The 1,956-nt window shown below is 65.7% G+C and carries 3 protein-coding genes and 1 pseudogene; 3 read left to right on the forward strand and 1 reads right to left on the reverse strand.

Annotated elements, in window-relative coordinates; translation table 11 throughout:
• A pseudogene (locus AC08OV_RS17050) lies at window positions 1-440 on the reverse strand (ISAzo13-like element transposase-related protein); the annotation flags it as partial.
• Window positions 441-660: 220 nt separating this feature from the next.
• On the opposite strand from AC08OV_RS17050, the gene AC08OV_RS17055 reads away from it, so the two are divergent.
• The 3 genes from AC08OV_RS17055 (at window position 661) to AC08OV_RS17065 (ending at window position 1,953) form a co-directional block, all read left to right on the forward strand.
• Window positions 661-852 carry a hypothetical protein gene (locus tag AC08OV_RS17055; RefSeq protein ID WP_476619930.1) on the forward strand — a complete coding sequence of 64 codons (192 nt, stop codon included), beginning with the start codon at window positions 661-663 and terminating at the stop codon, window positions 850-852.
• Between the two features lie 396 nt (window positions 853-1,248).
• Window positions 1,249-1,578: a hypothetical protein gene (locus AC08OV_RS17060; RefSeq protein WP_476619931.1), complete on the forward strand. Its 330-nt coding sequence runs from the start codon at window positions 1,249-1,251 to the stop codon at window positions 1,576-1,578.
• 45 nt (window positions 1,579-1,623) lie between these two features.
• Complete coding sequence (locus AC08OV_RS17065) at window positions 1,624-1,953, forward strand: hypothetical protein (protein ID WP_476619932.1); 330 nt, start codon at window positions 1,624-1,626, stop codon at window positions 1,951-1,953.
• The last annotated feature ends 3 nt before the right edge of the window (window positions 1,954-1,956 follow it).

Genomic DNA, 1,956 nt, shown 5'->3' on the forward strand with positions numbered 1-1,956 from the left:
TTCTCAATCTTCTTCGTGTCCACGCTGATCATCGGGTCTCCGGCCGCCAGGAACGCCGCCGCGGTGGCACTGATGTGGCGGAACTGGGCGTCACGGTCCGGATGCCCGCGCCCCTCGTGCCTTGTGCGCGTTCCCTGGAGGCTGTACCCGATCGACTTCAGAATCTCGGCCACCACGGCATGACTGGCCGGATGCCCCATTCCGGTCAGCTCAAGGGCAAGCTTCCGAGTCGACTTCGTCGTCCACCGCAACGGCGTCATCGGATCCCCGCGGCTTTCCGGCTCGACCAGCCCGTCGAGAGCCTCGACGATTTCCGGATCGGCCTCCTCAAGTTTCTTACGGCCTCCGCCTGGCGCCCGGACCCGGCCGGCAGGCGGAGGCGACGGGTCCGCGGCCTCTTCCATCCCACGTTTGATCGTGTTCCGGGCCGCACCTGTCGCCCGGGTGTTACTGGTCAGGTAGCTCGATCGTTTAGCGTTGTCGCAGGTCAGGTCGTGTGAGTGATATCCGCCGTGGCGCCGGGGTGCTCGCGGTGGGTGACAGCCCTAGAGGTTGATCACGTGCCATCCGTCGATCAGCCCGTGCCGTCGTATGACGAGCTCGTGATGTTGATCGGTACGCTGCGCCAGGAACTGTCCGAGGTACGCGGCGAGGTGCAGGATGGTCAAGCTGAGACAGAAGATCTCCGGCTGCCTGCGCTCGCTCGCCGGGGCCCGGCACTTCTACGCGCTGCGCAGCTATCTGTCGACAGCCCGCAAGAACGGCCTCGGCCTGCTCGACGCCCTCACCCGCCTCACCGCGGGCCGCCCCTGGCTGCCCGAAACCAACCCGCCCCTCACTGCCACCGCGTAACTGCCCGTCACTGTCGATCAAGCGACACCTGACCAGTTACCTTCGCCGAACGATCGTCCACCACGGACATAACCCTACCGAGGCGATCACAGGGGAATCCTAAACATAGATCAAGTGATCAACTTATTTAATGACTTTCCCATACTGGCTGAGAACAAGGACCGGGGAGCCCGAGTGGAAAATGCATGATTATGGCGCCGACGGGTCCGGGACCGAACCGCAGTCCCTTCCAGGCCTACTATCGGCACTCGGCGGATCTCGGGATTTTTAACGTCCTGCTCGATCTGGCAGCTTTTGAGTATGCCCTTATCCACATTGTTGTGCAATGTGGACTAGAGAAAAGACTAGATGAAAATGGGCAGTGGTATTGTAATCGGATTGATGATCCAGTCGCCTGTGTCGGGCGAACTTGTCCTTCCGGTGGAGAAGCTGCTGGGAGCGGGTCCGGTACTTGGGCTCCCGGGGTTGCCACTCGGTGGGGACGTCGACGTCGGAGCGCCCACCCCGGTCGGTGTCGTCGAGGGTGGGGTGCTCGGTGGTGCCGTCGGCGGTCGGCTGGCTGACGATGGAGTCGTGGTCGGCGGCTGTGTAGGAGTCGTGGTCGGCGGCTGTGTAGGAGTCGTGGTCGGTGGCCCCGTCGTCGGCGTGCGTGGCGCCGGGGCGGTGGACGGCGAGGACGGAGGCGGTGCCGCAGGCGCCTTGACAAAAGCAGGGTCGGGACGGTGAGCGGCGGAGGGCGAGGGCTTGCTGACCTGCCGCGCGATGGGCTCCATGAGGCGTGGTTCCAAGCCCCCGGGCGACGCAGCCCGGCTGGTGAACGCTCCGGCGACCGTCGGGACGACTGTCGAGGACGTCGCGGCCGCATTGCTGGGTGCGGCCGCAGGCACGGGCGGACGTACCGCGTCCGGGGTCGGCGCCTGCGTCACCTGCCCCTGCGTCACCTGCCCCTGCGTGATATTCGGCCTGTCCTCCGACAGCAGCTGGGCATCGGAGGTGGGCCAGTTCATGGCCGCCGTGAGGCCGGCGACGGCAATGGCCGTCACCGCGGCGACTGCCACCGCCGACCGCCTGCGCCATCCCGCGGTGCCGCGGCCAGTATGAGTC

The organism is Frankia sp. CeTa3Moorea, from assembly GCF_978021225.1.

Coding starts and splice junctions, on each gene's coding strand:
- AC08OV_RS17065 (WP_476619932.1), top strand. CDS start 1,624: ATGAGGCGTGGTTCCAAGCCCCCGGGCGACGCAGCCCGGCTGGTGAAC.
- AC08OV_RS17055 (WP_476619930.1), top strand. CDS start 661: ATGGTCAAGCTGAGACAGAAGATCTCCGGCTGCCTGCGCTCGCTCGCC.